The organism is Streptomyces sp. NPDC039424, assembly GCF_055639495.1.
This window is the reverse complement of record NZ_JBVKAI010000006.1, coordinates 239,338-260,247: the sequence shown is the minus strand read 5'-3', so window position 1 is coordinate 260,247 and position 20,910 is coordinate 239,338. Positions and strand designations below refer to the sequence as shown.

Below are 20,910 nucleotides of genomic sequence, written 5' to 3'. Positions count from 1 at the left end.
ATCGACCGCTTCAGTCAGCGGTGGGATCGACTTCGGGAGGGGAACAGCATGGCGCTTATGAGCGCGACGGCGATGGACACGCAGACAGCTGAGCTGCCGGAGGTCGCCGATCCCTCCAAGGTGGCGCCGAAGGATGCCCGTGAACTGTCGCGGTTGTTCTTTGATCAGCTGGCGGTGCTGGAGGAGGGCACGCCCGAGTACAGCTACGCCCGCAACACGCTGATCGAGATGAACATGTCCCTGGTGCGCTACGCGGCCGGCCGGTTCCGCAGTCGCGGGCCGGAGGAGATGGAGGACATCGTCCAGGTCGGCATGATCGGCTTGATCAAGGCGATCGACCGGTTCGACCTGTCGCGGGAGGCGGAGTTCACCTCCTTCGCCATCCCCTACATCGTGGGTGAGATCAAGCGGTTCTTCCGTGACACGACCTGGGCGGTCCACGTCCCGCGCCGGTTGCAGGAAGCCCGCGTCCAGCTCGCGCGCGCAACGGAGGAACTGCGCAGCCGTCTGGGCCGCACCCCGACGGTGAAGGAACTGTCGGAGCTGATGAGCCTGCCCGAGGAAGAGGTGCGGGAGGCCCGCCTGGCCGCCAACGGCTACAACTCCTCCTCCCTGGACGCCGCGATCAGCGGCAGCGAGGACGGCGAGAGTGTCCTTCAGGACTTCATCGGCGCAGAAGACACGGCCCTGGAGCTGGTGGAGGACTTCCACACTCTGGCGCCGCTGATCGCCGAGCTCGATGAACGGGACCGGCAGATCATCCATATGCGGTTCGTGGAGGAACTCACCCAGGCCCAGATCGGTGAGCGCCTGGGCGTGTCACAGATGCACGTCTCCCGCCTCCTGTCGCGCACACTCGCCCGGCTGCGCGAGGGCATGCTCACCCACCGCTGACACCCCTGCCTCCCCTGATGCCCGCCGCGCCTTTGGCGGGCATCAGCTGTGTCCGGGGCGATGTCGCGCGAGTGGCGTCAGGCGGGCAGGAGGGTGAGCCACTCGGTGAGGAGGCGGTTGACCTCGTCGGGGCGTTCCTGCTGGATCCAGTGGCCGCAGCCGTCGAGGAGGTGGGAGGAGATCAGGCCCGGCAGCGTGACCGGGTACGCCTTGATCGCGTCGGCCAGCCATGTCGTGGAAGCGTCCAGGCCGCCGCCGATGAACAGGGACGGCTGAGTGATGGGAGCACCGTCGAAGGCGGCGAGGTCCTCCCAGTCGCGGTCCATGTTCCGGTAGCGGTTCAGCGCCCCGGTCATACCGGTCCGTTCGAACTCCTCAGCGTAGAAGTCGAGGTGGTCCTCGCTGAGCCAGGCAGGCAGTCGCCCGATGGGGAACCGGTCACGCAGCGTCCCGGCCTTGCTGACGAAGTGCGGGTCGGGAGCGCCGGGTGCGGGCATGGTGTCGGCGGACAGGGCCGCGTAGAAACCCGCGAGCCAGCCGCGTACATCGGGTTCGATCTCGGCCTCGGCGCGGCCCGGCTCCTGGAAGTACGAGACGTAGAACTCCTCGTCCCCGCCCACCTGAGCGAAGACGTCGCTGGGGCGGAGCCCGCCGCGCGGGGTGTAAGGAACGCTCAGCAGCCCCACTGCCCGGAACACCTCCGGCCTGAGCAGAGCCGAGTTGGCGGCGATGGCCGCGCCCCAGTCGTGCCCGACGATCACCGCCGACTCCTCGCCCAGGGCGTGCACCACCGAGACGTTGTCCTCCACCAGGTCGATCATCCGGTACGCATCCGTCGCGGCCGGCTTGGAGGAGCGGCCGTAGCCGCGGACGTCGATGGCGGCAGCGCGGTATCCCGCCGCCGCGAGCACCGGCAGCTGGTGGCGCCAGGAACACCAGGATTCCGGGAAGCCGTGTACGAGCAGCACCAGCGGCCCGGCTCCCTGCTCCACGAGGTGGACCCGGCCTCCCGGCGACGGGACGAACCGATGTGTCATCTCCGTGAGTTGCTGCGGCATGCGTCTCCTCCAGGACCGTTGGTCTGCTGAGCCTCAGGACGACGCCCTGCCGCCGTTCCGTCGGCCCAACGCCGATCATCCGGAAGACCCTGTGGACGAGACGAGTGCGTTTGCCGATTCGGCAAGGCTCCGGCGGCTCGCGGTCACGCGGCCTCGGGGGCAGGGGTTGCTGGGCGGCCTTTTCAGGCGGCTTCTGCCGGGAGGAGGCGTGTTGCCATCGCGTCGATGAGGGCGTCGAGCCGGTGCGGCGTGAGGAGTTCCGGGACGGTCAGGTCGTCGACGATCAACCCCAGCATGGCCAGATAGAGCAGGACCACCCCGGTGCGGTCGCCGGGCAGGCCGCAACGCAGGTGGAAGTCGATGTTGGCGTCGAGCTCGGCGGTGAAAAACCGCGTCAGCTCCGTGTGGAGTTCGGGTCGCCGGGTGGCCTCCAGGCGTAGTTCGAGCATGGCCAGGTGGCTGCTGCGCTCACGGCGCGTGCGATCGACGAGCATCAGCAGCAGGGTCCTGACCAGCTCGTGCGACGGCTCGGCGGTCATCGTGTCGGCCAGCTCGGCCGGATCGGGGGTCAGACGCTCGCGGGTGCGTCCCATGACCTGGGCCAGCATGTCGGCACGGTTGGTGAAGTAGTTGGACGCCGTCCCGGTGGGCACGGCCGCCTCCTTGTCGACGGCGCGCAGTGTCAGGCCCCTGGAGCCCTCGCGGGCGAGGACCTCGATGGCGGCATCGAGCAAGACGGTGCGGCGGGCCGGGTTCTGACGCATCGACAGCTCCTGAGAATCTCGTTGACACCACTGCGGATGCAGTACTACGTTCAAACCACTTCAAGTACAGTACATCAAATGACGTGGAATCGAGGGGCCGGACAGGTGCCGCCCCACCGCGTCGTCGCAGGGAAGAGGGACCGAATGCGCAAACTCACCTACTACGTCGCTGCCAGCATCGACGGCTACATCGCCGGCCCGGACGGTAGTTACGACTTCCTCCCCTTCGAGGGGGAGGTCCGGGAAGCGATCCTCGCCGAGTATCCCGAGACCATGCCGGTGCACGTCCGCGGGCCGCTGGGCCTGACCGCCACCCCGCACCGGCACTTCGACACCGTGATCATGGGTCGCGGCACCTACGAGCCGGCCCTGAAGGCAGGCATCACCAGCCCATACGCCCACCTGAAGCAGTACGTCGTCTCCCGCACCCTGGACTCCGCCGACCCGGAGGTGGAGATCGTCGCCGACGATCCGGCCGCACTGGTGCGCGACCTGAAGAAGCGGGACGGCATGGGCATCTGGCTCGCCGGCGGCGGCAAGCTGGCCGCCGCGCTCCGCGAGGAGATCGACGAACTGATCATCAAGCACAATCCGGTCGTCGTCGGCAGCGGCATCCCGCTGTTCGACGGCCCGTTCGCCCCCACCGGCTTTCTGCCGACCGCGCGCCGCGACTTCGACTCCGGCGTCAGCATCGTCACCTACACGAGGAAATGACGTGAGAGTACTCGCCACCCCGTCCCTGCTGGCGGCCACAGTGGCCACAGGCCTGATGGCCGGTCTGTTCGCCGCCTTCTCCTACGCCGTCATGCCCGGCCTGCACCGCGGCGACGACCACACGTTCGTCACCGCGATGCAGCAGATCAACAAGGCGATCCTCAACGGCTGGTTCATGACCTGCTTCCTGGGAGCGCTCGTCGCGCTGGGACTCGCCGCCGCCGCGCAGTGGACCGGCGGCGATCGCGGGGTCTTCGCGTTCGTCATCGCCGCGCTGGTGCTGTACCTGGCGATGTTCGTCATCACCGCGGCGGTCAACGTCCCGCTCAACGACGAGTTGGCCGACGCCGGCCGGCCGGACCGTATCGGCGACCTCGCCACCGTCCGCGAGCGCTTCGAATCCACCTGGGTCGGCTGGAACATCGTCCGCGCCGTGGCCTCCACCAGTGCCTTCGGCTGCCTGGCCTGGGCGCTGGTCCTGCACGGCCGCTCCACCCGCTGAGGCTCGGATCCGGGAGCGGTACGACAACGGACCCGCCGTGCCACGGAGTCACAGACAGCCCGGGGGATCACGGCTGAGGACAAGGACGGACGCTCCCACGTACGCAGGGCGATGCGGCACTGGAGGCTCCTGCGCCCGCACGCCCGCCGCCGCCCGACCTATTCGCCGTACCGGAACTTCTCACAGCCGGAGGCCCAGGTGATGGATCCCTCACCGATACCTTGCGCAAAGGAGTGGACCCGCCACCTCACCACAGCCGATCGTGGGCGACATGAACGATCACCGTACCTGTACGCAGGTCACCAAGGTCGAGCGCAGCCACGGGTTTGCGGGGGGCCATGAGTGAGGTCCCTCTGGGTGAGGAGGCCGGTGAGGTGCGCCGGTTCTGGGGTCGGCTCGGTCTTCCCGGGCTGGTCGACGTCCACACGCACTTCATGCCCGAGCGCGTCCTGCGCAAAGTCTGGGACTACTTCGACGCGCTCGGACCGCTGACCGGTGGGCTCGAGTGGCCGATCACCTACCGGCATGAGGAGGCCGAACGAGCGGCTCTGCTCCGGGAGTTCGGCGTACGGGCCTTCACCGCGATGCTGTACCCGCACAAGCCTGGCATGGCCCGGTGGCTGAACGGCTGGGCGGCCGACTTCGCCCGCCGCACCCCCGACTGTCTGCACACCGCCACCCTGCACCCCGAGCCGGGCGTCGAGGCATACGTCCGGGAGGCCGTCGAGGCGGGCGCACGCGTCTTCAAGGCGCATGTGCAGGTGGGGGCGTACGACCCGGCCGACGAACTCCTCCAGCCCGCATGGGGGTTGCTGGCCGAGGCCCAGATCCCCGTGGTGATCCACTGCGGCTCCGGTCCCGCGCCCGGCAAGCACACCGGCCCCGAGCCGATCGCACAGGTGCTGGCGCTGCATCCCCGGCTGAGGCTGGTCGTCGCGCATATGGGGATGCCCGAGTACGAGGAGTTCCTCGGCCTCGCCGAGCGGTACGGGGAGGTGCGGCTGGACACCACGATGGCGTTCACCGACTTCTCCGAGGGGTTCATGCCGTTCCCCCGCCGGGCCCTGCCCCGGCTGGCCGGGCTCGCCGACCGCATCCTGCTCGGCACCGACTTCCCCAACATCCCCTACCCGTACGTGCATCAGCTCCACGCCCTGGAGCGGCTGGGCCTCGGAGAGGAGTGGCTGCGGGCGGTGTGCCACGACAACGCGGCCGAGCTGTTCGGACTGTGAGAGGCCGGGGCGGGCGCACGGATACCTAGGTGCGGGAGTGAGCTCCACGTCGGCGGCGATGCCATGTCAACACAGGGGACGCGACGGCGAGGGCGAACATGACGCCCCCAGTGACCGTGCTCGGCATCGTCTGTCCTTGCGTGAGTGCATACGTCCCACCAGCGGTACCGCCTACGACGACGCCAAGCGTAGGCGGCCAGCGGTCAGTGGCCAGCCCGGTGATCACCACCACGTACGAGGGCAGCACCGCGAGAAAAACGATCCAGCCATGCCACTTGTAGCCGTTCGACGCAATGCAGCCGCCTCTCGGGCCCCGTTCGCAACCGCCCTCGATGAGCCCGGCGATCCCCCAGCTCAAGGCCAGCATGACAAGGGCGCCGAGCGGAATCCACCACCAGGTCGTCTCATCGAATGGCCGTACTCCCGACGAACGTCTCGCGTCCACCCTGCCCTCCTGAGCGTCGTAGTCGGCCATTCCGGTGCCGGGGTGGACGATTCCTGAACGGCGGCCCGGTGTCCAACCGCCCGGGGCGGGAGCACGGCGACCGGGCTGTCTGGGATAGCGTCCCTCTCACTCGGGACAAGTGAGAGGGATGTAGTGCAGCTTAAGGTGCGTGGGCAGGGTGCTCGCCGGTGGATCACGTTCGGGGCGATCGCGTTCGGGGGGCTGTTCTTGGTCATCGGGCTGATCCTTGCGGGGATGTCGGTCTCGTTCCTGGCGGACGCGGAGCGTGCCCAGGGCACGGTGCTGTCCCTCGTGTGGCGGGACGACCACGACGGCGCATCTCGCAAGAAGCGGGTGAACGACGAGCCCGTGGCGTACCCGATCGTCGAGTTCACGTCGGTGGACGGCACACCGAGGACGTTCCGGGGCTCTATGGGGTCCAATCCACCGGCGTACGAGGAGGGTGAGCGGGTCGAGGTCCTCTACCGTGCGGATTCCCCCGAGGACGCGCGGATCAACGGGTTCGCCGAGCTGTGGTTGCTGCCGCTGGTCTTCGGTGGGATCGGGCTGGTGATCGCGGGGATCGGGACGGTCGTTGCGTTTGTGACGCGGGGACGTACCTAGGCCGTGCGCACCCCAGCGTCTCGATCAAGGCCCCGTCCCTTCGGGCCGCGACTGCGCGCTCAGCTGACGGCAGCGCCGAACCACCTGGGCAGCTGACCGAGCAGACCCTGCTGGTCTTCACCGACCCACGCCACGTGACGAGCAGCAGCCCGCGCCGAGCAGCTTGCTCACCCCACGGCGGCCGCCGTCGCAGCCGACGAGGAAGCGCGAGCGCAGCCGTGTGCCGTCGTCGGTGCGGGCTGGTGCTGGGCGCATCCGATCGTTGCGGTGTGTCGGATCGCGTCTCAGCTGATCCGCCAGGAACGCAGCTTCTCGGGGTTTCGCACCGCCCAGATACGCCTGATCCGGTCGCCCGCGATCTCGAACGCGAACACGGTCGCGATGTGGCCGTCCTGCTGCGCTACCAAGCCGGGCAGGCCGTTGACCGTGCACTCCAGGAACGTGCGTTCGCCCGCGACACGGGCGATCTCGGCGTAGGCATGTGCGATCTGCTCACCGCCCACGATCGGGTTCAGGTGGGTGACGGCCAGCCCGCCGCCGTCGGCGGTCGCGGTGGCGTCGGGGTCGAGCAGGCTGATCAGGGCGTCGATGTCCTTGGCCTCCCACGCCGTTTTGAACTGCCTGACGATGCCGGCCTGCCCGGCAGCCGGGCCCGCCGGGGTCTGCGCAGTGCGGATGCGACGGCGTGCGGACGAGGCCAGTTGGCGGCACGCCGCCGGAGTGCGGCCGACGATCTCGGCGACCTCGCCGAAGGGGTAGCGGAAGACGTCGTGCAGGACGAACGCGACGCGCTCGGCCGGGGTCATCGAATCGAGAACGACCAGGAAGGCCATCGTCACTGACTCGTCGAGGGTGACCCGATCGGCCGGGTCGATCCCGCCGACGCCGGAGCGCCCGGTGACCCACTCCGTGGGCTCGGGCAGCGGTTCCGGGATCCAGTCGCCCACGTATGTCTCCCGCCTGGCCCGCGCCGAGCCGAGCAGGTTGAGGCAGATGCGGCTGGCGACCGTCATCAGCCAGGCGGCGGGCGACTCGATGGCCTGCTGCTCCTGTGCGGACATGGCGTACCAGCGGGCGTAGGTCTCCTGCACGACGTCCTCGGCGTCGGCAAGGGACCCGAGGAGTCGGTAGCCGAGGTTGATCAGCTGGCGCCGCTCGCTCCTGATCGCGCTGAGGCCCGGATCGCTCTGATCGTCGCCGGTCTCGGCTCTGGTGGTCATGGTGTGGCCGTCTCCCTCGCTCGCGTTTGTGCCTCTACCCGTTACGACAAGACAGCGCACCGGAATGTGAGGCCGACGCGCCGCCTCACATTCCGAAGGGCTGCGTTGTCGTACCGGTGAGGATGACAACAAGAGAAACAGGGGACTCCGATGAACGACTTCCAGGCCATCGCGGACCGCGTCGAGATCGAGGCACTGCGGGGCGAGTTCACCGACGCGGCGATGATGCGCGACCGGCCCCGCCTGGCGTCGCTGTTCACACCGGACGGTGCCCTGCGCATGCCCAACATCCCCGCCGAGCAGGTCGGCCGCGAGGAGATCCGTGCCGGGGGCGAGTGGCTGCAGAGCCAGTGGGACTTCTTCGTACAGACCACACACCCCGGCACGATCCTGCTCGACGGCGACACCGCGACCGGCCGCGCCTACATCCAAGAACTCGCGCGCACCCTGGACGGACGCCAGGGTCTGAACTACGCCGTCTACCACGACCGCTACCAGCGCACCGTGGAGGGCTGGAAGTTCGCCGAGCGGGTGTACGAGGTCAGGTACCTCGACACCTCCCCGCTGGCGGGCACGGCGCCCCACGCGGCGCGGCGCTCCGGAACCAGCGCGGCAGACGCCACGGACACCCCGGCTCCGGCCGCGTCCTTCGCCGACCCGGCATCGCCCGAAAGACTGGAGCGGGCAGCCGCCGCGCTGCGTGCGGGCGGCTTCGCCGCCGAGATCCTCGACGACGCCGCAGAAGCGCGCGTCCGCATCAAGGACCTGGTCCCCGAGGGCGCCAGCGTGCTCACCGGAGCCAGTGAGACCCTCCGACTGTCCGGCATCGACGAGGACATCAACGCCAGCGGCCGATACGACGCCATCAGGCCGCGCGTCCAGACCATCGACCGTGCCACCGGCGCCGACGAGATCCGAAAGCTGCTCGCCGGCCCCGATTTCGTCGTCAACAGCGTCGCCGCGGTCACCGAGACCGGCTCGCTCGTTCTTGCCTCGGGCAGCGGCAGCCAACTCCCTGCCAACGCGGGCGGCGCCGCCCACGCGGTCTGGATCGTCGGCGCGCAGAAGGTGGTGCCTGACCTGAGCACAGCGCTGCGCCGCGTCGAGGAGCACGCCCTCCCGCTGGAGAACGCCCGCGCCCAGGCGGTGTACGGGATGCCCAGCGCCGTCAACCGCCTGCTCATCCTCAACGCGGAACCCCACCCAGGACGCGGCACCGTGCTGCTTCTCCGGGAGGCCATCGGATACTGACCCGGCCCAGGGTCCCTTAGACTCACGGGCTCAGAGCCAGTCATGCATGGCGGCGATCCGGACGGTGGCTTCGTAGCTGACTGCGAGCTTGTCGTACCGGGTCGCCACGGCCCTGTGCCGCTTGAGGCGGGTGATTGCTGCTCGTCCTGGACCGGCTTCCGGGGCACCCCGGCCCAGGTACGCCATGGGCACTCATCGAATCGGCACTGTCAGCAGCTTGCCGTAGGGTCCCGGCAAGAGTCCCCCGCCCTTCGGAGTCCTACGTGCCGCAGCTTGCTCGACTCGTGACCACGATCGCCGCCCCTCTGGCCTTCTCGGGAGCCGACGATGCCCCGTACCTGGAGCGGCGGCCCGCAACGCGGCTGCTCGTACAGCGAGGGGACACGGAGCTGATCGTGCAGGAACTCAAGCCGTCGGCCGCGCCCTCGACCGTCCGCTTTCCGGCACCCTGGCCGCGCCGGTTCGGGGAATACGCGGTGTCTCCCGCCGGTGATCTGGCTGTCTTCGCGGGAGCGCACGCGCTGCGCGCCGTCGACCGGGCGGGGAGCGTGCGGTGGGAGCTGCGGCACCGCTGCTGGGCGGGCTGCGTGGGGCACGCGGCCTTCACCGAGTACGGCGACGACCGGGACCATCGGTACGCGAGCAGCGGCTCGGCAGCCTTCTCCGCGGACGGGGCGCTCGTGTGGGCCCACATCCACGGCCCCTTGGCGCACGAGGAGCCCGACCGCGGCCGCGGAGCGGAGGAGTGGCTGGTCATCAACGCCGTGGACGGTACGGTGCTCGCCCGGGCCCGGACACGGACGGCGGCCGCGGGTTCCGTCCACGTTCCACACCCGGACCCCGGCCAGATGGGTCTGAGCATCGGCGAAGGACAAGAGGGCTCCCCGCTGCGATGGGGACGCTGGGACGGCCACGCCCTTGCCGTCGATCGCTTCGACGACGAGGACCGTGTCCTGCTGGCGGTGAGCCCCACCGGTGACCGCCTGCTCACCGTGACCCACGACCAGGACACTCTTGCCGTTCATCGGGTCACCGACGGCTCGCTGGAAGCGGAGCTGAGCGCGTCCGCGGTTCCCCGGCATCCCGCGGTCGAACCCGAGGACGACGAGACCTACGAAGACGACGAGACCTACGAAGACGACGGGACTCAGGCGTTCTTCGACTACGAGGGAGGCTTCCTCAACGAGGACACCGTCATCGTCGGGACAGTCGAGAGCGACGAGGAGTTCGGCACGGGCCGGCACTGGCTCGTCGGCACGGTCCGCATGCGGCTGACCGACCAGCTCACCTACCCCTTCGAGGTGACCGGTCTGCCCAAGGCCCTCGGCGACGGCACCTGGTACACCGTCTCCGACACCGAGAACGCCCTTCACCTCTGGACCCTGTAGCGGTGTTTCCCGGCAACGCTGGGGCGGCCGGAATCGGACATGGTGATGGTCCTCCTCGAAAAGGAGATCGCGGAGACATGGCTGCCAGCAGGGCAGCGGACGGGCGCGCTGTGAGGGCGAGGGAATTCTCCCCTGTAGGGGATTCCCCGTGAACGGCCATGGCCGTTCACCGTGGCGAGCTCAGGCCGGGGCCGGGCGGCCTCCAGCGAGGCGCTGATTGACGGCACCAGGTTTCTGCGCGAACTGATCGGCCGCCACCGGGACTTCGGCCGGGGCGGATTGCCGCGCGTGTCACGCCTCCAAGCGACCAACGTTGTGCACTCTCTTGACGGTCGCCACGAAAATGCCCTACATTCCGGGACGCCTTCGTTCAGTGCACTGAGTATCTGCTCCGACCCCCACGTCGCCGCCCTCAAGGAGCCGCCCCCATGCCTGTCAGCACCCATCCCCGTACCCCCCGCACCCGTCTGCGCATCGCCCTGGCCACGCTGGCGTCCGTAGCCCTCGCCACTCTCTCCGTGCCGGCCGCCCAGGCGGACACGGCGGCCCCCACCCACCTCACCGGCACCCTCTCCGACGGCGCGACCTGGGTCGCGGATGTCCCGGACCACTGGAACGGCACCCTGCTGCTGTTCAGCCACGGCTTCGGCCCCACCGTCGCCAGGGACGCCCCCACCGACGCCGTACGCACCGAGTTGCTCGCCGAGGGCTATGCGATGGCCGGGTCGTCGTACGACCCCCATGGCTCGATGTGGGCCCTGAACAGCGCCGAACGCGACCAGTTCGCCACTCTCGACGCCGTCACCGCGCAGATCGGCACCCCGCGGCACACGCTGGCCATAGGCAATTCGATGGGCGGGCTGGTCAACGCGCAGCTTGCCCGGGACGGCGGCGGGCGCATCGACGGAGCGCTCGGTCAGTGCGGACTGGTCGCGGGCGGCACGGACCTGGACAACTACCAGCTGGACGCCGAGTACACCATCGCCCACCTGCTGCTGCCCGGACAGGACGTCAAACTCGTGCGGTTCGGCAGCTCCGCCGAAGCCTCCGCCACCGCCGACCTGCTCACCAAGGCGGTCACCGCCGCCCAAGGCACCCCGCAGGGCCGCGCCCGGATCGCGCTGGCCGCCGCGTTCCTCAACCTGCCCGCCTGGGCGCCCGGAAAGGACCGCCCCGCCCCGACCGACTGGGCGGGCCAGGAGGAGCAGCAGTACGACTGGTTCGCGCAGGGCATCCTGTCGTTCGTCGAGGGCGGCCGGTACGCCGTGGAGCAGTCCGTCGGCGGCAACAACTCCTGGAACCGGGGCGTCGACTACGCCCGTCTGCTCGCCGGTTCCGAACACGCACCCCAGGTCCACGCCCTCTACCAGGCAGCCGGCCTCGACCTGCGCGCCGACCTGTACGCGCTGACCGAGGGAGCCACGATCACCGCCGATCCCGCCGCCGTCCGCACCGCACAGCAGACATCCTCCGCCGGCCAGGGACTCGACGTACCCTTGCTCGACATTCACACCACAGCCGACAGCCTCGTTCCGGTGGAACAGGAGAACCGCTTCGCCGCCCGCGTGCGCGCCTCCGGCGACGGTGCTCTGCTGCGGCAGGCGTACGTCCAGCGGCAGGGTCACTGCACGTTCACCACCGCCGAGACCGTGGCCGCCCTGCACGCGCTCGAACACCGCGTCAGCACCGGCCGTTGGGACGACGTCGCTACCTCGGCCGCGCTCCAGCGGTCCGCCACCGCTCTCGGTCTGGACGGAGCGGCGTACGTCCCGTACCGCCCGGCACAGCTGACGGTCGGCCGCGACCGCCCGGCGCGCCCCACTCAGCACTGATGTTGGGACCCGCTCATGGTCGTGACAGTGGAGCGCCGGTTCGCACAAGATGAGGATCAGGACGCCGGTCATGAGCGGACCCCGACCTTCTCAGCCTGCTATTTGGTCCGCAGCATGAGGGCGAACCGCGTGTTGTCGCCGTAGACCCCGCTCTCGTCGCCGCGGACACCGTACCGATCCTGAAACAGAGTCACGGCCGCTCGGACCTCCGCGCTGTAGCGGCCGTCGATCGCCCCGCCGTCGTAGATGTGCGGGATCTGCAGGAGACGTACCTGCAACTCGTAGACTCCATGGCCGGTGTCCCCTTGGCGCAGGAGGCCCGTGCCCGGGATTTCCGGGAGCGGCGGATCCGGTGTTCCGGGCTGCGGCCGGTTGGTCTGCCCAGGAGCCGGGGGAGAGGGGTCCTCCGGCGCGGAACTCGCCGGCAGGGGGCTTTCCCTGTGCCCGGAAGACGGAGAGGAGGCCGTCGGCTCGCCGTTGTGGTAGATCAGCAGCCAAGAGGCGAGGGCCAATCCGCTCGCTGCGCCCAGCCCGAAGACTGCGGCGACGCGCAGGTCCCTGCGGCTGGTGAATCGCCGCCGGTTACCACTGGCCTTCCTCCCGTGCGCGCGGACGGATGACGCAGACCCCTTTGAGGACGCGGTGGCGGGCTGGTCGAACGGGACGGTCGGATGCTGGGGGATGTCCGACCATGAGGTGTCCGGCTGGGGGCTCCTGCTTTGCGCGCTTACCTGTTGAGGCGCCGGAGTTGAGAAGGCCGCTGGTGGTGTGACGGCCTCCGGGACCGGTCCAGGGGCCGTCGGCGGCCTTCCCATCGGCGGAGGCGGGACGACCTCCAGTCCCCTGGGCAACCCCGTCGGCTCCGCCACGTCAGCCTGCGGGGTGTCGGCCTGGCGTCGGCCGTCAGTCCGCAGCGATTCGGCGGCAGTTGGCCTGGGAGGCCCCGGACGCTCTGGTTGCGTACCTGACGACACATGTCTGACGGGCAGTGTCCGGCCGGATCCGTGTCGGCTCCGGGGCTGAGGCGGGCCCTCGACGAGTTCCTGCTGCTCGTCGAGGCGGAGCTCTGCGCGTGCGGCGTCCAAGGCGTCCAGCACGGCTTGGAAGGAATCCCTGACCTCTTGCGCGATGTCAGGGTCTGAGGCGGGAGTCCGTTCAGGGTCGGCGTCGTTGCATCCCACCGCATCCTCCTCAGCGTGTCCTGTTTCTGACGGGCCACTTTTCTTCTCTCGGAGGCAATACGTAGGCCGCGCGGCTTTCTCATCACCCCGCGGCCGGTATGTAACCCACGCCTCATTCACCGCGTCACGGAGCCGCTTGCGAGCCTTCACTGCGCCTGCCCCCGCAAGCGTGTTGGGCGCGAGGGGGGATGCACCACGTCAGACGAGGAACTCGTCAGGGTCCTCGATGCTCAGGGCTCCACGTCGCAGCGTCGCGCAATTGCCTCGAGGCGTTGGAGTTCGCGACGCGCTGCTGCCGGGTGAGCGAGGTCGAGGGCCATCCCCGCGCGGGCGGTGATGTAGAGGATGTCCTCGCGGGTAGCGGCATCGAGCCCGGGAGCGGTCTGGAGGCGGCGGCCCGTAACCCGCAGATAGATCGCTACGCTCTCGAGCTCCTCGCGCAGGTCCACAGGAAACACGTGCCGCAGTTCGTCCTTGGCGTAGTCACGCGCCTGCCGGTCGGCCTCGCAGGGGTGGGGGCGTGCGGGAGCACAGGAAAGACCGGCTTCTCGGGCCTCGTCGTACATGTCCGCCACCAAGGCGCGCGCAGCCGCGAGATCCCCCTCGTCCACCGCCGCACGGGCCGACTCCAGCATGGCGCGGAGTCGGGCACGGACCTGAGGGTCCTCGCCGGTGCGGGCGTTCAGATAGCCGGACCACACGTCGAACGCTTTGCCCAGCTCAGCGTTCAGCATGAAGTCGTACGCGTCCGGCACTCCACATCCCCTCCTGTCGGGCCGTCCCGGCGTGGACCGCAGCCGTACACGATAGGCCGGGCGCTCGGGCACTGACCAACGGCGGTGCCGGACACCGGGGCCGATGCACGGTGCCGCCGAACGGGGCGGCATTGCCAGGGCGGACGGCGCGGCGGACGAGCCATATCCCCCTCCTGGCTGGGTCGGCAGTGCTGCGGGAGGCGCTCGGGCCCGAGCTGTACGAGGCCGTACTGGCCGTCCGCCGCGCGGACGCGGCGCTGTTCGCGATGTTCACCGAGGCGGACGTCATCAAGGCCGTCCGCTGGCGGTATTGACTGGCTACTCCTCGGGCTCCCAGGCGATCAGCTGCTCGAACACCTGCTGGTCACCCTCGATCTGCAGGTCGCTCAGCGTGAGGCGGCCCCAGACGAAGAGAAGCAGCTGCTCGGCCGTGCCCGTGGCCGAAGCGGAGGGGGGCGCGGCGTCGTCCGTGAGGGGTGCGGGCCAGGCGCCGGTGCCGTCCAACGCGAGGAGCCAGGAGCGGCCCTCGGTGGCGTGGTAGTGGATGGTGGCGGCCTCGTGCGGCCAGGCCGCCGGGGTGGAGTTGCAGGTGTCGAGAAACTCGGCCACGCCGTCGATCGCGATGTCCGCCGGCATCGGCTGCACGGCGCCTGCGGCGAGCTGGGCGTCGTAGGTGTGCACCAGCACCTCGTGCACCCGGCGCCGGGCAACGCCCCAGGCATTCGCCGGCGACACGCCGGCGCCCCACCACGTCCAGCACTTGTGCTCCGGGCCCGCCTCGCGCAGCGCACTCAGCAGCAGCTCGTTCGACTCGGCGTACCAGGCCAGCAGCGCCTCGAGCTCGCGCGGCGCCTCCGCGGCATCCTTGGCCGGCGGAGCCTCGGCCGGGCCCGCGGCGACGATCGCGGCCCACCAGCGCTGGCCCGTACCCAGGTGCTGCACCAGATCGAACAACGTCCACTCGGGGCAGGACGGCACCGGCGCGTCAAGGCTGGGCGCGGCGGCAACCGCACTCCGGAACGCGGCCGACCGCTCGTCGATCAGTTGCAGCAGGGCGGAAAACTCAAGACTCTCTGTCACATCGCTTACCTATCACCCCAGCTCAGTCGACCGCACCCTATTTTCCAGGCCGTCAGCTGCGGGAGTCAGAGCACCTAATGGAAAGCCTGGTCGTAGCCATATCCCCTTCCTGGCTGGCTCGTTGAACGAGTCATGGGGAAGGGGAACGGTCCTCCGTGGATGGTGACGGATGACCTGTGGGGGCGGATCGAGCCGTTGCTGCGTTCGTCAACCTGCACTGGTTCCGCCGCCTGCGGATCCGCTGGGAGATCCGTGACGACATCCACGAAGCTTTCCTCACTCTGGGCTGTGCGCTCATCTGCTGGCGACGTTTGCGTTCACGCTGTTGATCGGTCTAGCAAGTAGCAGGAGGGGGCTGCGGGGCGGAAGTGCAGGCCGCTTCCTGGGCTGCCATAACCTCATCGCCGTGCTCGAAGGCCCATGCGCCGACGGCGTCGATGGGCGCCAGCAAGGTCCGGCCCAGGGCGGTGAGTCGGTACTCGACCCGTGATGGTGCGTCGGGGTGTGCCTGCCGGTCGACCAGCCCGTTGAACTGCAGCCGGCGCAGAGTCTCGGTGAGGACCTTGGAGCTGATGCCCCCGATCCGCTCCCGCAGTTCGATCGGGCGCCTGGGGCCGTCGCGCAGCGCCCAGAGCACCACGGCATTCCAGGTGTTGGAGAGCAGGTCGAAGGCGAGTCGGGCGCGGCAGTCGGCGAGGAAGGCGTCGGTCGTCACGTACCAAATGGTGCCCGGACGGCTGTCTAGCGTGGGTGTGAACGGTCGAAGCAGGTACGGAGAGGGACCGCGTGATGAGAATCGGTGTACTGGGCACGGGCAACATGGCCGACGCTCTCGCCACCCACTGGGTGCGGGCGGGGCACGAGGTGATCATCGGGGGGCGGGACCCACACAAGGCGGAGCGGCTCGCGACGCGCATCGGAGGCAGCGCGAAGCATGCCAGCCTGCGCGCGGCGGCCGAGTCCGCTCAGGAGGTGGTGTTGGCCGCGCTGCCCTTCGGGGCGGGAGTAGACGTGGCGCGGGACCTGCACGCGGCCTTGGAGGGCAAGGTGCTGCTCGACTGCTCCAACCCAGTCGGACAGGGCTTTCGGCTGCTGACGGAAGGAGGCCCCTCAGCCGCGCAGCAACTTGCCGCGGCGGCACCGGGAGCCCACGTGGTCAAGGCTTTCAACCTCTGCCACGAGGACGTGTGGCGCATGCGGTCGCCCGTCTTCGACGGGCGACCGCTGGCTGTTCCGGTCTGCGGGGACGACGAGAGGGCCCTCGCACACGTGCGTGAGTTGGTGCGGGACGTGGGTTGTGAACCCGTGGCCGGCGGCGGTCTCGAACGTGCGGTACTCCTGGAAGCTACTGCCGCGCTGTTCATCGCCCTGTGGGTCGGCGAGGGAGCGGACGCCCAGGCAATCGCGCCTCCGCTGGCATACGCGGCCGGACCGAGCCACCAGGAAACGGAGGGCAGCACGGGGGTATTCCGTCAGGGGTTCTAAGACCGCTGTGGTCGCAGGTCAGCGCGATGTCCGCCGAACCGTTGCGCACCAAGTCGACCTGGTCCCGGGCGAACACGACCTAGACGTCAGCCGCCCCGGGCTGGCGGCGACAGGCACGCAACACGTCGGTCGGCAGGCCGGATCCGGTGCCCTGCCGCGCGTCGGCCGACGTCCGTACGGCTTCGAGCGCTCGGCCCCGGCCCAGCAGACGGGTGAGATGCTGGATCGCTCCGGCGCCGGGCTGGGGCGCCGATGCCGACTTCGGGCTGGCCCAGGACGGCGTACTCCCGAGAGGCAAAGCACATGTCGCAGGCGAGGAGGAACTCGCTGCCCGCCCCCCGTGCTCGGCCGCGCAGCTTGGCGACAGTGACGGCCGGGATCTGGCTCAGCTTGCGGAACAGCATCCCCAAGGAGGCATCGCCCGGGCTTCCGGCCTTCGCGGCTTCAGCGGTGTACTCGGGCACTTTGGTCAGGTCGACGTGCGGAAGAAGAAGTCGGGATCCGCGCTGTCGAAGACCACCACCCGGGCAGAGGCCGGGTGGGAGAGTTCCCCAAGCAGTCCGACCAGATCGCGCACGACCTCGGGACCGATGAGGTTGATCGGCGGGGCCGTCGAAGGTGGCGGACAGGACGTTGCCTTCCAACCTGGTGCTGATGGTTTCGTACGAGGCAGTCATGCTTCTTCCTCCCCGCGCTCACGCCGGTGCTCCTCGAACCGCGGCAGGAACGACGGCGCTCTCAGTCCAGCCCAGCCGCTCTCCACGGTCAGGGACCACGGCACGACCTGGCGCAGATACCCCTTCCAGTCTCTCCTCGATCACCCACCCACGCGAGCTCATGGCCTTGGTGAGGGGTGAGCAGCCTCCTCCGCGGAACGCGCGGGACCGGCCGGTTCGGGCGCGCCGTTCTCTCGTAGCCTGGCGACGTGACCCGACATACACCGCCGCGTCCAGTGGATGTTGAACAGTTGTTTCCCGAGGTGGCGCCCCTCCGGAAGGAGACCGTGAGGCTTCACCCGCGAGCGGGTGTGCCGACGTGCCGAGACAGCTCGGTCGGAGGCCCGCTGCTGTGGCCGGCCGAGGAGGCCTGGCCGCTGTGTCCCGAGCACGAAGGGTCGCCGATGGTGCCGGTCGTGCAGATCTACCGCAGTAGCGTTCCTGACATCGTCCCGTTTCCCGACGGGCGCGATCTGCTCCAAGTCCTGTGGTGTCCACGGAAGCACAGCGGCTACCGCTGGGTCGTTCCTCACGTCCAATGGCGGAACGCCGGCGCGGTCCGGAAGGTGCTGGAGGCGCCGCCAAGCCCAGCTGAGAGGCGGGAGAACTACGTCCCGCGTCCTTGCCGAGTACATCCGGAGCTGGTGACGGAGTACCCCTACTGGGACCTGCATGACGACATGTGGGACGAGTTGGAGTTCCGCTTCCTGGAGCTGGACGAGGAGACGGGCTGGGACTACCAGAGCCACCTCTCCACCGCGCCCGGCACAAAGATGGTCGGATACCCCGGCTGGTGTCAGGACCCGCAATGGCCGAACTGCACTGGATGCGGGAATCGCATGGAACACCTGCTGACAGTGGCGAGCACCGAAGCCGATGCCGTGTCCCGGCACGCCTGGACCCCGGTCGAAGAGGGCCCCACACCCGACAAGGGGCCGGGTCTGGTGCTGGGTGACCTGGGCGGTGTGTACCTTTTCGAATGCCACACTTGCCCAGGGCGTCCCTTCACATACCGCTACGACTGCCCGTAGTCATCGAGGGCCCGGCCTTGGATCTCCTACGAGGTCACAGATCTTCGGCGCCCGCCGGCCTGCGACCACGCGGATTCCGCGAGGTGCCGGCTCGACCGCCCAGCCGCGGGTCAGCAGCTCCAGCGCGGTCTTGGTCGCCGCGTAGACCGAGCTGCCGGGCCGACGAATCCATGGGTTCGGGTGTGACACGAGAATGCTGAGCGAGCCGAAGGGCTTCGGCCGTGACGTCAGCGTCGAGCTGTGCCATTGTCCTGTCGCTGTATTCGAGGATGTCGTACTCGTCGTCCAGTTCGGCGAGTCGCTCGGCCAGGGGCAGATCGTGGCCGAAGCGCTGGTGGATCCGGAAGGCCAGCTCCCGTGGGGTCAGCTCGCCGGCCAGCATCCGGGCGGCAAGTGCTCGTACGACGGCTTGCCGTCCGGCGACGCTGCCGGCCGGGTAGAAGGTGAGGCCCAGTTCATCGAGTGCCGGGGGTAGGAGCTCGGGGACGTCGTAATCCGCCTCCGCGCGTGTGCACGCGGCCAACATCCGCAGGGCAGGACTGTCGAGGCCTGCCACGAGTGCATCACAGGCACCAGCAACGACGTCTGCCGCACGGATCTCGCCGATGCTCCAGAGAACGGCAAGGTCCTGAAGCTCGCGGGCTGCTGATTCGGTCGACGGCATCTGTCCATGTTCTCGTCACCGGGTTGAGGAGGTCGAGCGGGTTTCACTGCGATACCCGCTCGGCAGCCTCTCCAAAGAGTGCCGTCTTGGTCGAAGCTTCCGGCCCTCGGTGGCCCCGGTAGCCGCCGCGAGGTCAGTTCCCGCTGACGCTTGCGGCCACGAGGTCCGAGACCAGGGCGGTGCGCGCGCCGAGCGCGGTGAGCCGGTCGAGCGCCTCGCGGTGCTGCGCCTCGTCCACGCTGGCGGTGGCGTCGGAGACGACGACCACTTCGTAGCCCAGGCGCACCGCGGTCGTTGCGGTGGCCGCGACGCCGTGTGCGGTGGACAGTCCGGCGACCACGACCTGGGTGACGCCTTCGCGGCGCAGGCGGTCGTGGAGGTCGGTGCCCTCGAAGGCGTCGAGGCCGTGCTTGGTCACCAGGTGTTCGCCGGTACGCGGTTCAAGACCGGGGACCAACTGGTTGGGGGCGGCGCCGATCCCGCCGTCGGTGCCGTCGGCTCGTACGTACCGGACGAGCACCACGGTCGAGGAGCCGGTGTTCACGAAGTGCTCGCGCAGCCTTCCGCAGGCTTCGGTCACGACATCGCCGCCGACCGGCTGCCACGGCATGTCGACGATCCACCGTTGCAGATCAATGAGGACAAGTGCCGTACGTGCGCGAGTCATTCTGTTCCCCCCAGGACGGATGATCAGCGTCCACCGCACATTACCAAGGGGCATCGTGTGGCCGGACGAGCTGTGTTGGTCAGCAGACTGTCAGCAGGAAACATCGGCGCCCGGGAGGCGAGAATCCTTTGCTGCTGACGATTGGCAGTGCCGTCATCGCCCTGTGGCTGGTCCTTTTTGCGTGGGTCGGCTGGCGTCGGCGCAGGCATGGCGGCGGCGGAGCATCAACCGTCGAGGCGTGGGGTGAGCTCTTCCATCCATCACAGCGGCACGTCCAACAGGAGCGGGAACGCCAACTCATCCTCCGAGACGACGCCGAATCCGGTGCACCGCCCAGCTCTGTCGACCTCGACTCCGGCAAGGCGGTCATCCGCCCCATGCGAAGCCCCACGAGCAGGCACGACGCACCCTAACGAGGACTTCTCCCGCGAAGCGATCATCCAGCGAAGGTGCCGGCCCGACTCGACGCCGAGTGCCGCGGCGGGCGACCCCCGGCACGATGCCGCATACCTCCTCCGTCGGCCCATGAGCGCTGAGCGTATTTCTACTCCAGCAGCTTTCACCTGGTGCAGTAGCTTGCCAACACCCCCTGGGAACACCAGCTGCGGTAGCGCAGTACAACCGGAGGATCGCCCATGCCCCGAGAGGCGCCGTACCTCGCAGTAGCCGACGTCTTGCGCGCACGGATTCTCGCGGGCGAATGGGAGATCGGGGAGCGCCTGCCGTCCCGGGCGCGGCTCGCCGAGGAGTACGGGGTCGGAAGAAACGTCATGCAGAGGGCCATGGACCGTTTGATCATCGACGGTCTCCTCGAAGGACGCGCCGGCTCGGGCACCTACGTCCGCATGCCGCGCGAACGCCTACGGCTGGTCCGCTCGCGGCACCGCGAACGTCGGGAGGGTCTTTCCCTCTGGCCCGACAGGAGAGAGCGGGGCAGGGCCAACGCCTGGGATTCACACAGCCAGGTGCGCCTCCCCGCCCCCGAGGGAATCGCCGAGCGGCTCGCCATCAGTCCCGGAGACCTCTGCGTCAATACGCACTACGAGTTCCTCGCCGACGGGCAACCCGTCCAGCTCTCCGAATCCTGGGAGCCGATGGCTATCACGGGTGGAACGCCGATTGTGCTGCCCGAGACGGGCCCCTTGGCGGGAAAAGGGGTGGTCGAGCGCATGCGCTCCATCGGTGTGGCCATCTCGACTGTGGTCGAGGTGCCGCGCCCGGCTCGTGCCACCCAGGCCCAGGCGAACCTCCTGGGGATCAGCGTGGGGGACCTCGTACTTCAGATCGAGCGGACCATCTATGACACGGACGGACGTCCGGTCGAAACGGCCGACATGGTCATTCCGGACGTGCGCCGGGAAGTGGTCTACGAGTTCGGCGTCGACCGTCCGTAGTCGTTGAAGTCGT

Annotated in this window: 23 protein-coding genes and 2 pseudogenes; 15 read left to right on the top strand and 10 right to left on the bottom strand. The window is 69.1% G+C overall.

Features of this window, described 5'->3' with window-relative positions; translation table 11 throughout:
* The first annotated feature begins 48 nt into the window (after positions 1-48).
* A complete protein-coding gene (locus ACZ7L0_RS18165; protein ID WP_471243447.1) occupies positions 49-894 on the top strand; it encodes an RNA polymerase sigma factor SigF in 846 nt (281 codons plus the stop codon).
* Between the two features lie 77 nt (positions 895-971).
* Here ACZ7L0_RS18165 and ACZ7L0_RS18160 read toward each other — a convergent pair whose 3' ends face one another.
* Entirely contained in the window at positions 972-1,952 is a 981-nt protein-coding gene (locus ACZ7L0_RS18160) for an alpha/beta fold hydrolase (RefSeq protein WP_471243446.1), read from the bottom strand.
* A 182-nt stretch (positions 1,953-2,134) separates the two neighbouring features.
* Positions 2,135-2,716, bottom strand: coding sequence for a TetR/AcrR family transcriptional regulator (locus tag ACZ7L0_RS18155; protein WP_471243445.1), 582 nt, complete (start codon positions 2,714-2,716; stop codon positions 2,135-2,137).
* A gap of 144 nt (positions 2,717-2,860) precedes the next feature.
* Between ACZ7L0_RS18155 and ACZ7L0_RS18150 the strand changes: the two genes are divergently transcribed.
* The 4 genes from ACZ7L0_RS18150 (at position 2,861) to ACZ7L0_RS18135 (ending at position 6,233) form a co-directional block, all read left to right on the top strand.
* Complete coding sequence (locus ACZ7L0_RS18150; protein WP_471243444.1) at positions 2,861-3,430, top strand: dihydrofolate reductase family protein; 570 nt, start codon at positions 2,861-2,863, stop codon at positions 3,428-3,430.
* Between the two features lie 55 nt (positions 3,431-3,485).
* Complete coding sequence (locus tag ACZ7L0_RS18145) at positions 3,486-3,932, top strand: anthrone oxygenase family protein (protein ID WP_471243611.1); 447 nt, start codon at positions 3,486-3,488, stop codon at positions 3,930-3,932.
* A gap of 338 nt (positions 3,933-4,270) precedes the next feature.
* A complete protein-coding gene (locus ACZ7L0_RS18140) occupies positions 4,271-5,164 on the top strand; it encodes an amidohydrolase family protein (RefSeq protein WP_471243443.1) in 894 nt (297 codons plus the stop codon).
* A gap of 700 nt (positions 5,165-5,864) precedes the next feature.
* Positions 5,865-6,233: a DUF3592 domain-containing protein gene (locus tag ACZ7L0_RS18135; protein ID WP_471243442.1), complete on the top strand. Its 369-nt coding sequence runs from the start codon at positions 5,865-5,867 to the stop codon at positions 6,231-6,233.
* Positions 6,234-6,517: 284 nt separating this feature from the next.
* Here ACZ7L0_RS18135 and sigJ read toward each other — a convergent pair whose 3' ends face one another.
* Positions 6,518-7,453, bottom strand: a complete 936-nt coding sequence (gene sigJ, locus ACZ7L0_RS18130) for an RNA polymerase sigma factor SigJ (RefSeq protein WP_471243441.1) — start codon at positions 7,451-7,453, stop codon at positions 6,518-6,520.
* Positions 7,454-7,603: 150 nt separating this feature from the next.
* On the opposite strand from sigJ, the gene ACZ7L0_RS18125 reads away from it, so the two are divergent.
* The 3 genes from ACZ7L0_RS18125 to ACZ7L0_RS18115 all read left to right on the top strand — a co-directional run bounded on the left by ACZ7L0_RS18125 (position 7,604) and on the right by ACZ7L0_RS18115 (position 11,924).
* Entirely contained in the window at positions 7,604-8,704 is a 1,101-nt protein-coding gene (locus tag ACZ7L0_RS18125; protein WP_471243440.1) for an LUD domain-containing protein, read from the top strand.
* Positions 8,705-8,988: 284 nt separating this feature from the next.
* Positions 8,989-10,092: a hypothetical protein gene (locus ACZ7L0_RS18120; RefSeq protein ID WP_471243439.1), complete on the top strand. Its 1,104-nt coding sequence runs from the start codon at positions 8,989-8,991 to the stop codon at positions 10,090-10,092.
* Between the two features lie 428 nt (positions 10,093-10,520).
* Positions 10,521-11,924, top strand: coding sequence for an alpha/beta hydrolase (locus ACZ7L0_RS18115; protein ID WP_471243438.1), 1,404 nt, complete (start codon positions 10,521-10,523; stop codon positions 11,922-11,924).
* 98 nt (positions 11,925-12,022) lie between these two features.
* Here ACZ7L0_RS18115 and ACZ7L0_RS18110 read toward each other — a convergent pair whose 3' ends face one another.
* Both ACZ7L0_RS18110 and ACZ7L0_RS18105 read right to left on the bottom strand, forming a co-directional pair.
* Entirely contained in the window at positions 12,023-12,739 is a 717-nt protein-coding gene (locus ACZ7L0_RS18110) for a peptidoglycan-binding domain-containing protein (protein WP_471243610.1), read from the bottom strand.
* 596 nt (positions 12,740-13,335) lie between these two features.
* A complete protein-coding gene (locus tag ACZ7L0_RS18105; protein WP_471243437.1) occupies positions 13,336-13,860 on the bottom strand; it encodes a hypothetical protein in 525 nt (174 codons plus the stop codon).
* 188 nt (positions 13,861-14,048) lie between these two features.
* Between ACZ7L0_RS18105 and ACZ7L0_RS18100 the strand changes: the two genes are divergently transcribed.
* On the top strand, positions 14,049-14,174 hold the full coding sequence (locus ACZ7L0_RS18100) for a hypothetical protein (protein ID WP_471243436.1): 126 nt from the start codon (positions 14,049-14,051) through the stop codon (positions 14,172-14,174).
* Between the two features lie 4 nt (positions 14,175-14,178).
* Here ACZ7L0_RS18100 and ACZ7L0_RS18095 read toward each other — a convergent pair whose 3' ends face one another.
* Positions 14,179-14,940 (bottom strand): maleylpyruvate isomerase family mycothiol-dependent enzyme, encoded by a 762-nt coding sequence (locus ACZ7L0_RS18095; protein WP_471243435.1) that lies wholly within the window; start codon positions 14,938-14,940, stop codon positions 14,179-14,181.
* Between the two features lie 212 nt (positions 14,941-15,152).
* Between ACZ7L0_RS18095 and ACZ7L0_RS18090 the strand changes: the two are divergent.
* Positions 15,153-15,269, top strand: a pseudogene (locus tag ACZ7L0_RS18090) (IS5/IS1182 family transposase); the annotation flags it as partial.
* 5 nt (positions 15,270-15,274) lie between these two features.
* Here ACZ7L0_RS18090 and ACZ7L0_RS18085 read toward each other — a convergent pair.
* Complete coding sequence (locus ACZ7L0_RS18085) at positions 15,275-15,655, bottom strand: winged helix-turn-helix transcriptional regulator (RefSeq protein ID WP_471243434.1); 381 nt, start codon at positions 15,653-15,655, stop codon at positions 15,275-15,277.
* Positions 15,656-15,729: 74 nt separating this feature from the next.
* Here ACZ7L0_RS18085 and ACZ7L0_RS18080 point away from each other — a divergent pair, with 74 nt between their 5' ends.
* Complete coding sequence (locus ACZ7L0_RS18080) at positions 15,730-16,425, top strand: NADPH-dependent F420 reductase (RefSeq protein WP_471243433.1); 696 nt, start codon at positions 15,730-15,732, stop codon at positions 16,423-16,425.
* Between the two features lie 86 nt (positions 16,426-16,511).
* Here ACZ7L0_RS18080 and ACZ7L0_RS18075 read toward each other — a convergent pair whose 3' ends face one another.
* Entirely contained in the window at positions 16,512-16,829 is a 318-nt protein-coding gene (locus ACZ7L0_RS18075) for an enoyl-CoA hydratase-related protein (protein WP_471243609.1), read from the bottom strand.
* Positions 16,830-17,785: 956 nt separating this feature from the next.
* On the opposite strand from ACZ7L0_RS18075, the gene ACZ7L0_RS18070 reads away from it, so the two are divergent.
* Entirely contained in the window at positions 17,786-18,172 is a 387-nt protein-coding gene (locus ACZ7L0_RS18070) for a hypothetical protein (protein ID WP_471243432.1), read from the top strand.
* A 60-nt stretch (positions 18,173-18,232) separates the two neighbouring features.
* Here ACZ7L0_RS18070 and ACZ7L0_RS18065 read toward each other — a convergent pair.
* A pseudogene (locus ACZ7L0_RS18065) lies at positions 18,233-18,331 on the bottom strand (SDR family oxidoreductase); the annotation flags it as partial.
* Positions 18,332-18,365: 34 nt separating this feature from the next.
* On the opposite strand from ACZ7L0_RS18065, the gene ACZ7L0_RS18060 reads away from it, so the two are divergent.
* Positions 18,366-18,647, top strand: a complete 282-nt coding sequence (locus tag ACZ7L0_RS18060) for a hypothetical protein (RefSeq protein ID WP_471243431.1) — start codon at positions 18,366-18,368, stop codon at positions 18,645-18,647.
* A gap of 322 nt (positions 18,648-18,969) precedes the next feature.
* Here ACZ7L0_RS18060 and ACZ7L0_RS18055 read toward each other — a convergent pair whose 3' ends face one another.
* A complete protein-coding gene (locus ACZ7L0_RS18055; RefSeq protein WP_471243430.1) occupies positions 18,970-19,503 on the bottom strand; it encodes a cysteine hydrolase family protein in 534 nt (177 codons plus the stop codon).
* Positions 19,504-19,631: 128 nt separating this feature from the next.
* Between ACZ7L0_RS18055 and ACZ7L0_RS18050 the strand changes: the two genes are divergently transcribed.
* Together ACZ7L0_RS18050 and ACZ7L0_RS18045 are read left to right on the top strand one after the other, a co-directional pair.
* Complete coding sequence (locus ACZ7L0_RS18050; RefSeq protein WP_471243429.1) at positions 19,632-19,916, top strand: DUF6191 domain-containing protein; 285 nt, start codon at positions 19,632-19,634, stop codon at positions 19,914-19,916.
* A gap of 222 nt (positions 19,917-20,138) precedes the next feature.
* Positions 20,139-20,897: a GntR family transcriptional regulator gene (locus ACZ7L0_RS18045; protein ID WP_471243428.1), complete on the top strand. Its 759-nt coding sequence runs from the start codon at positions 20,139-20,141 to the stop codon at positions 20,895-20,897.
* The last annotated feature ends 13 nt before the right edge of the window (positions 20,898-20,910 follow it).

Excerpts from the sequence above, each read along its gene's own strand:
- ACZ7L0_RS18080 (WP_471243433.1), top strand. The coding sequence starts at position 15,730 with ATGAGAATCGGTGTACTGGGCACGGGCAACATGGCCGACGCTCTCGCC.
- ACZ7L0_RS18110 (WP_471243610.1), bottom strand. The coding sequence starts at position 12,739 with ATGGGAAGGCCGCCGACGGCCCCTGGACCGGTCCCGGAGGCCGTCACA.
- ACZ7L0_RS18160 (WP_471243446.1), bottom strand. The coding sequence starts at position 1,952 with ATGCCGCAGCAACTCACGGAGATGACACATCGGTTCGTCCCGTCGCCG.
- ACZ7L0_RS18115 (WP_471243438.1), top strand. The coding sequence starts at position 10,521 with ATGCCTGTCAGCACCCATCCCCGTACCCCCCGCACCCGTCTGCGCATC.
- ACZ7L0_RS18055 (WP_471243430.1), bottom strand. The coding sequence starts at position 19,503 with ATGACTCGCGCACGTACGGCACTTGTCCTCATTGATCTGCAACGGTGG.
- ACZ7L0_RS18155 (WP_471243445.1), bottom strand. The coding sequence starts at position 2,716 with ATGCGTCAGAACCCGGCCCGCCGCACCGTCTTGCTCGATGCCGCCATC.
- ACZ7L0_RS18075 (WP_471243609.1), bottom strand. The coding sequence starts at position 16,829 with ATGCTGTTCCGCAAGCTGAGCCAGATCCCGGCCGTCACTGTCGCCAAG.
- ACZ7L0_RS18145 (WP_471243611.1), top strand. The coding sequence starts at position 3,486 with ATGGCCGGTCTGTTCGCCGCCTTCTCCTACGCCGTCATGCCCGGCCTG.
- ACZ7L0_RS18125 (WP_471243440.1), top strand. The coding sequence starts at position 7,604 with ATGAACGACTTCCAGGCCATCGCGGACCGCGTCGAGATCGAGGCACTG.
- ACZ7L0_RS18045 (WP_471243428.1), top strand. The coding sequence starts at position 20,139 with ATGCCCCGAGAGGCGCCGTACCTCGCAGTAGCCGACGTCTTGCGCGCA.
- ACZ7L0_RS18140 (WP_471243443.1), top strand. The coding sequence starts at position 4,271 with ATGAGTGAGGTCCCTCTGGGTGAGGAGGCCGGTGAGGTGCGCCGGTTC.
- ACZ7L0_RS18150 (WP_471243444.1), top strand. The coding sequence starts at position 2,861 with ATGCGCAAACTCACCTACTACGTCGCTGCCAGCATCGACGGCTACATC.
- ACZ7L0_RS18165 (WP_471243447.1), top strand. The coding sequence starts at position 49 with ATGGCGCTTATGAGCGCGACGGCGATGGACACGCAGACAGCTGAGCTG.
- ACZ7L0_RS18135 (WP_471243442.1), top strand. The coding sequence starts at position 5,865 with ATGTCGGTCTCGTTCCTGGCGGACGCGGAGCGTGCCCAGGGCACGGTG.
- sigJ (WP_471243441.1), bottom strand. The coding sequence starts at position 7,453 with ATGACCACCAGAGCCGAGACCGGCGACGATCAGAGCGATCCGGGCCTC.
- ACZ7L0_RS18060 (WP_471243431.1), top strand. The coding sequence starts at position 18,366 with ATGCTGAGCGAGCCGAAGGGCTTCGGCCGTGACGTCAGCGTCGAGCTG.